Here is a 6,598-nt window from a genome sequence, read left to right as displayed (position 1 = left end):
GGCCATCCTCTTCCTGGCCGGCAACGGCTACGCGACCGGCAGCACCGTGCGGGTCGACGGCGGCGGTGCCATCGCCTGACCCGGCCTGCCCAGCCGCCACCCCAAAGGCTCAGGCCTTCAAGGGTTGATTGCACCGGGCGGCACGCACCACCACCCCTGGTGCTTCAATCCTTCCACCAGATGCCGCGCCCGCGGCCCCCTCTTCAAGGAATCAACTCGCCATGAACATCGTCCTGAGCGGCAAGACCGCCATCGTCACCGGCTCCACCCGCGGCATTGGTTATGCCATCGCGCTCGGCCTGGCGCGTGCCGGCGCCAGCGTCGTGATCACCGGCCGCAAGCAGGAGGACGTAGAACAGTCGCTGGTCAAGCTGCGCGCTGCTGTGCCGGGCGCCCAGGTGCGTGGCGTGGCGGCTGACCTGGGCAACGCCGCGGGCTTCGAGGTGTTGAAGGCCGCCGAACCGCATGCGGACATCCTGGTCAACAACGTGGGCGTGTTCAACCTGCAGCCCTTCGCCGAGATCCCCGACGAAGAGTGGACGCGCATGTTCGAGGTCAACGTGATGTCCGGCGTGCGCGCCAGCCGCATCTACCTGCCCGGCATGCAGCAGAACAACTGGGGCCGCATCGTGTTCATCTCGTCCGAGTCGGGCCTGAACATCCCCGCCGACATGATCCATTACGGCTTCAGCAAGACCGGCAACCTCGCCGTCTCACGCGGCCTGGCCAAGAGCCTGGCCGGCACCGGCATCACGGTGAACGCCGTGCTGCCCGGCCCCACGCTCTCCGAAGGCGTACAGCAATTGGTGGCGCCGGGCGGCGACCTGGCCACCGCCGAGCGCATCGCCAACGAGTTCGTCAAGGCCCACCGCAGCTCGTCCATCCTGCAGCGTGTCGCCACGCCCGAGGAAGTGGCGAACATGGTGGTCTATGTCTGCTCGCCGCAGGCTTCGGCGACCACGGGCGCGGCGTTGCGGGTGGATGGGGGCGTGGTCGACACGATTGCCTGACCGGCGCCGGCAGGCCCCACCGAACGCTCGCCTTCTGAGGCGAGCGCCGCGAAGCCTTCGGCAGGCGCAGCGTACCTCCCGGGCCGCTGCGCCCAGCTTCACTTAGCCCTGCTTGGCTTTGCGGGCTTCCATCAGTTCCTTCTTGCAATCGGGCGAGAGCTCCTTGCGGTGCTCCTTCATGCAGGCCTTGAGCGTGCCGTCGCCCGGCTTGATGCCGGGGCAGAGCTTGTCAACGTCGGCCTTGCAGGCCGCAGCCACGTCGGCGGTCGATGGCGCGGCGTCAGCAGCGTAGGCGGCGGCGGACGCCAGAAGGCCGGCGCAGGCCAGGGACAAGGCAGAGAACATGATCTTCACGGGCGGGATCTCCAGGTTGGGTGACACGGGATACGACGCGAAACGCGGCCAATTCTCCCACCCGACTCACACCCGCTGCGGCAGAAAGCTGCGAGGGTCAATACCTGCCGGAGCCTGCCAGTGTCAGGTCTTGCAAAACGGCGGCCCAAAGCCGATGAAAGACGTCCAGCGTCAAGACGTTGTCGCTTCGCAAGACCCCAGGCCACAGACCCCAAGCCCACACGGCATCGCTGAAACGCCCGCCACTCCCTTCTCCACCGACTGCCTCAGTAGCGCGCCGATCAGAGCCGGCACGAGCAGAGCCAACACGCCGCCGCGGGTGGCCGGGGCATGAGAGTGCGTAGACCTCGTTTACGATAGACGTACTTTGTTCCGAGCCTTGGCTGGCCGGCCGAGAAGATACCTAGCGGCAAAGCCGCGACCAAGGCAAGAGAGCGCAGACATGACTACACCGGCGCACCCAGGCCAGATCCTGGCCGGCAAGCTTGCTGCCATCGGAGTTCTGCCTACAGAACTTGCGCGCCAACTTCACGTCCCGGCGAACCGAATCACGCAAATCATCAAATGGCAGTGCGGAATCAAGGGTGATTCCGCTTTGCGCTTCGCGCATTGGTTCAGCAGTGCTCCCGAGTTCTGGATGGGTCGTCAGGCACAACATGAGCTGCACGAAGCCGTTCGAAGCTCCGGCAGAGAGACTCGGCTGCTTCCTCGGCAAACCACTCAGGCGGATGCGCAATGAAGTACGTCTACGAAGATCTAAGCGACGACCAATTCGAGCAACTCGTTGTACTGATCTGTCAGCGCTTGCTTGGCATGGGCGTGCAGAGTTTCGCCAAAGGCGTCGATGGCGGACGTGATGCGAAATTCATCGGTGTCGCTGAACTCATCCCGAGCAAGGCCGCGCCGTGGAACGGCACCATCATCGTCCAAGCCAAACACACCAATGGCTACAACCGAAGTTGCTCCGAATCTGATTTCTTCAGCACGAAGTCAGGGGACACTGTAATTGGCAAGGAAATTCCGCGTATCAAGAAGCTGCAAAGAGCCAATCAACTTGATCACTACATTTTGTTCGCAAATCGCAGCCTAACGGGAAATGCCGAGAGCGACATTCGCGCTCACATCGCCAAGGAATGCGGCATCCCAGAGCAGTCGATCATGCTTTGCGGCCTTGAGGCGCTTGAACTGTGGCTGAAATCGTTTCCTGAGATCCCGAATTTGGCAAGACTTGATCCACTTGACTCACCTCTTGTAGTGAGCCCCGACGAACTTGCCGAAGTCGTGGAAGCGCTCGCCCGCCATATGGACGGGGCTGTTACGACCATGGACGCGCCGCCATCTCCGCGCACGTCCTATGAGACCAAGAATGCGCTTAACAAGATGAGCCCTGAATATGCCAAAACTTTGCGCCGGCAGTACCTCAAAGACACGGCACAAGTAAAGGAATTTTTGGCAGCACCGGAGAATGACGAGCTCCTTCGCATGTATGAGTCCACGGTCGATGAATTTCAGCTGAAGATTATTGCAAAGCGCAAATCCTATCAAAGCTTCGACGACGTTATGAACTACCTCATGGACCTGCTCTTCGCACGGGATCCAATCCTCCGCAGAAACAAGAAACTGACGCGAGTGATGTTGTTCTACATGTACTGGAATTGCGACATCGGGGAGGGCGAAGATGCTGCGCCCAACTAAACATTCGCACCCCGACCGGACTGTCGTCAACGTGGCGCTACTCGTGCTGAATCGCCTTCGTAAGCGGCGGCTAGAAGGTTACAGCCCGCTGCGGGCGTACGTGAAGAAAGTTGTCGCTGGTGGTGACGTACTGTTCCTGCCCGCGCTCAATTTTTTATTCCTTCTGGGGCTAATCGAGTACCGCCCGAAAACTGATGCTGTCGAGTACGTGGGGCCCCAATGAAGTTGTCAAAGCTTTACAGCAACAAGCCCGAACTTTTTGGTCCGATCGACTTCCGGTCGGGCCTGAATGTTGTGTTGGCCGAGATTCGACTTCCTGACAACCGTGATAAGGACACGCACAACCTCGGCAAGACCACTCTCGGCCGATTAATTGACTACGGCTTCCTTGTCACGCGCGATCCGAAATTTTTCCTTTTCAAGAATGAGGCGTTATTCAGTCGCTTCGTGTTCTTCCTCGAAATCGAACTGGCTGATGCTTCCTACGTCACGGTACGGCGAGGGGTGGAAGAGGCGACAAAGATCAGCTTCAAAAAGCATGAGGCATCGCATCAAGATTTCGCCGACCTCGCGGAAGAAGACTGGGATCACTTTGGTCTGCCCTTCGAACGGGCACGGGAGATGCTGGACGGCCTTCTTGATTTGCGGGGTGTATCTCCATGGGATTTCCGGAAAGGCCTCGGATATCAACTGCGAGGACAAGACGACTTTCAGGACGTTTTCCAGCTTCGCCGTTTCGGGATAGGCGCACACAAGGACTGGAAGCCGTACGTCGCTCACATTCTCGGCTTTGATCATTCTCTTGTGCAGCAGCACTACGAGAAACAGGAAAAACTTGAGGAAGCGAAGTCCGTCGCCGATACGGTTAAAGCCGAACTTGGCGGAACTGTCGATGATGTAAGCAAGATTGAAGGCATTCTTCAACTAAAGTTGAAGGAAGCTGAAAAGAAGCAGAAACTCCTTGATGCTTTCGACTTCCGCCAGCAAGATAAGGAGCGAACCAAGCAGGTCGTCGAGGACATTGATGCTCGTATCGGCGCACTTAATACGCAGCGCTATTCCCTCAGTCAAAACAGAAGGAAGATTGCGGCCTCGCTGGAAGAGGACCAGATTCTCTTCAATCCTTCCGAAGCCCAGCGACTCTTTCAGGAAGTCGGCGTTCTGTTTGCCGGTCAAATCAAAAGGGATTTCGACCAGCTAATCGCGTTCAATCGCGCAATCACGGACGAGCGCCGAGGCTATCTGATTGAAGAATATGCCGAAGTCGAAGCCGAAATTAAGGGAATCACGACCGAATTGAACACGCTTGGTAAGCGCAGGTCAGATCTTTTGTCATTCCTCAGCGCTACCGATGTTTTTGCCAAGTACAAGCAGGTTACAGATGAGCTGGTAACCCTGCGCGCCGATATTGAGACACTGGAAAGACAGCGCGGCTTTCTCCGGAGGCTGCAAGATCTGAGGACCAACATCCGAAAGCTCTCCGAGGATCGGACTCATCTGCAATCGCAAATCGAGGCAAACGTCGAGGCGCAAAGCGGGGAAATCAATAGTTTATTCTCATCCATTCGCTTGTACTTCAGCGATATTATCGAAGAGGTCACCTCGCACAAGGCCTTGCTGAGTGTTTATGTCAACAAAGAGGGCCATCTCGAATTCAAGGCGGAAGTACTGGATGATGCTGGGAAAGCAACGAGCGCCGACCTTGGACATACCTATCGGAAACTACTGTGCATTGCTTTTGACCTAGCTGTGCTGCGTGCCCATCTCGATCAAAAATTCCCACGTTTCGTCTTCCACGACGGCGTCTTCGAATCCCTGGACGACCGGAAGAAGGCAAACCTTCTTGCAGTCATCCGTCAGTACGCAGATCTTGGGCTTCAGCCAATCATCACGCTGATCGACTCGGACGCACCACCGCCCTCCGAGGACGGAACGCCTGTCTTCTCGATCGAGGAAATCGTCGTGAGGTTGCACGACGAAGGGGACGAAGGGCGCCTTTTCCGCATGAAGGCTTGGTAGCTCATTAAGCTCATTAGCCGAGCAATTTCTCCTCGCCACGCTGACCCCTTCGCCCTTCAAACGCTCGCCGCCCCCACCACCAACCGCCTCGCCAACGCCGTCCCATCCTCCCGGAACACATGCACGCTTTCCGGCGGCGCGACCAAGCGCAGCATGTCGCCCACCCGGAAGTTCTCGTCGTGGACCTTGGCGATGAGGGTGGCGTTGCCGTCGCGCAGCTTGGCGTGCACGTAGCCGTGTTCGCCGAGGTGTTCGACGTGCTGGACCTGGGCGGGCCAGCCGGTGTCCTGGCCTGGGGCTTCGCGCTGGGCCAGCAGGTGTTCGGGGCGGATGCCCAGCGTGGCGCGTTGGCCGGGTTGCAGGGCGCGGCCACCACTTTGACCGTCTACGCAGGCGAGCTGGGACTGGCCGGCGCAGTCCAGCAGCACGCGTTCGGCGTCTGCGGCGGCCACGCTGGCGTCCACGAAGTTCATCGCGGGTGAGCCGATGAAGCCGGCGACGAAGCGGTTGGCGGGGTGGTGGTAGAGCGTGAGCGGGGAGCCGACCTGGGCGATGCCGGGCTCGCCACGGGCGCCGGCGCCGGGCGTGAGCAGCACGATCTTGTCAGCCAGCGTCATGGCCTCGACCTGGTCGTGGGTCACGTAGATCATGCTGGCCGAGCCGATTTGGCGGTGCAGCTTGGCGATCTCCACGCGGGTGTTGACGCGCAGCGCGGCGTCCAGGTTGGACAGGGGTTCGTCAAAGAGGAACACCTTTGGCTTGCGCACGATGGCGCGGCCAATGGCCACGCGCTGCCGCTGGCCGCCAGAGAGCTGCTTGGGCTTGCGGTCCAGCAGCTCGTCCAGCTGCAGGATGCGCGAGGCTTCTTTCACGCGCGCCTCCACCTCGGCCTTGGGCAGCTTCTGCTGCTGCAGGCCGAAGGCCATGTTCTGGTAGACGCTCATGTGCGGGTACAGCGCGTAGCTCTGGAAAACCATCGCCACGTCGCGCTTGGCGGGCGGCAGCGCGTTGACGATGCGGCCGTCGATCTCGATCTCGCCGTCGCTCGCGTCTTCCAGCCCAGCAATGAGCCGCAGCAATGTCGATTTTCCGCAACCCGAGGGGCCGATGAAGACGACGAACTCGCCTGGCGCGATGCTCAGGTCGATGGCATGAAAGATGGAGACAGGCCCAAATCGCTTGGAGACGTTTCGGAGTTCGATGCGGGACATGAGGACGCGCTCCTTGCCAACTGGCTTTGTGGGACCAAGTGGCCAAAAAAGGCCTGATGCGGCGGCAGCAGGATGACCTGCGGCTCGTGGCTGCCGATGAAGCCGTGGCCGTTGACGGGGATCACGGCGGTGCCGGCGGGCAGTTCATAGCGCGCCGGCAGTGGCGAGAGGTTGAAGGCGCAGACGAGGTGCTTGGGTGTGTCGCCTTCGGCCGCCGGCAGCGCCGGTTCGCCAGCCTCGTGGCGCACAAAGGCCACGACCTGTTCGTGCGCCGGCAGCAGCGCCATCTCGCCGCTGCGCAGCAGCGGG

General features: G+C 60.2%; 7 protein-coding genes and 1 pseudogene. 5 read left to right on the top strand and 3 right to left on the bottom strand.

The annotated features are described in order from the left end of the window. Window positions 1-221 precede the first annotated feature (221 nt). Window positions 222-1,010, top strand: coding sequence for an SDR family NAD(P)-dependent oxidoreductase (locus FKP22_RS17135; protein WP_141288679.1), 789 nt, complete (start codon window positions 222-224; stop codon window positions 1,008-1,010). A 102-nt stretch (window positions 1,011-1,112) separates the two neighbouring features. Here FKP22_RS17135 and FKP22_RS17130 read toward each other — a convergent pair whose 3' ends face one another. Beyond that, window positions 1,113-1,364, bottom strand: coding sequence for a cysteine rich repeat-containing protein (locus FKP22_RS17130; RefSeq protein WP_141288677.1), 252 nt, complete (start codon window positions 1,362-1,364; stop codon window positions 1,113-1,115). Window positions 1,365-1,806: 442 nt separating this feature from the next. On the opposite strand from FKP22_RS17130, the gene FKP22_RS17125 reads away from it, so the two are divergent. Genes FKP22_RS17125 through FKP22_RS17110 form a run of 4 tightly spaced genes read left to right on the top strand, consistent with a single transcriptional unit; the run spans window position 1,807 to window position 5,078 of the window. After that, window positions 1,807-2,103, top strand: coding sequence for a HigA family addiction module antitoxin (locus FKP22_RS17125; protein WP_141288675.1), 297 nt, complete (start codon window positions 1,807-1,809; stop codon window positions 2,101-2,103). Continuing rightward, the gene (locus tag FKP22_RS17120) at window positions 2,100-3,059 is read left to right on the top strand and encodes an ABC-three component system protein (protein ID WP_141288673.1); all 960 of its coding nucleotides are present in this window, start codon (window positions 2,100-2,102) and stop codon (window positions 3,057-3,059) included. The genes FKP22_RS17125 and FKP22_RS17120 overlap by 4 nt, the downstream gene beginning before the upstream one ends. Next, complete coding sequence (locus tag FKP22_RS17115; protein WP_141288671.1) at window positions 3,043-3,282, top strand: ABC-three component system middle component 8; 240 nt, start codon at window positions 3,043-3,045, stop codon at window positions 3,280-3,282. Before FKP22_RS17120 ends, FKP22_RS17115 begins: the two co-directional genes overlap by 17 nt. After that, window positions 3,279-5,078 (top strand): DUF2326 domain-containing protein, encoded by a 1,800-nt coding sequence (locus FKP22_RS17110; protein ID WP_141288669.1) that lies wholly within the window; start codon window positions 3,279-3,281, stop codon window positions 5,076-5,078. Before FKP22_RS17115 ends, FKP22_RS17110 begins: the two co-directional genes overlap by 4 nt. Window positions 5,079-5,134: 56 nt before the next feature. Here the strand turns inward: FKP22_RS17110 and FKP22_RS17105 are convergent, their stop codons facing one another. Both FKP22_RS17105 and FKP22_RS32160 read right to left on the bottom strand, forming a co-directional pair. Beyond that, window positions 5,135-6,289, bottom strand: coding sequence for an ABC transporter ATP-binding protein (locus tag FKP22_RS17105; protein ID WP_141288667.1), 1,155 nt, complete (start codon window positions 6,287-6,289; stop codon window positions 5,135-5,137). Then, window positions 6,217-6,598 (bottom strand): annotated as a pseudogene (locus FKP22_RS32160) (alpha-glucosidase C-terminal domain-containing protein); the annotation flags it as partial. The gene FKP22_RS17105 and the pseudogene FKP22_RS32160, both read right to left, overlap by 73 nt.

The sequence above is a fragment of the Ideonella azotifigens genome, assembly GCF_006519715.1.
In the GTDB taxonomy this organism is placed as follows: Bacteria; Pseudomonadota; Gammaproteobacteria; order Burkholderiales; family Burkholderiaceae_C; genus Ideonella; species Ideonella azotifigens.
Note: the sequence above shows the minus strand (reverse complement) of the source record. Positions and strands in the feature narration are given on the sequence as shown.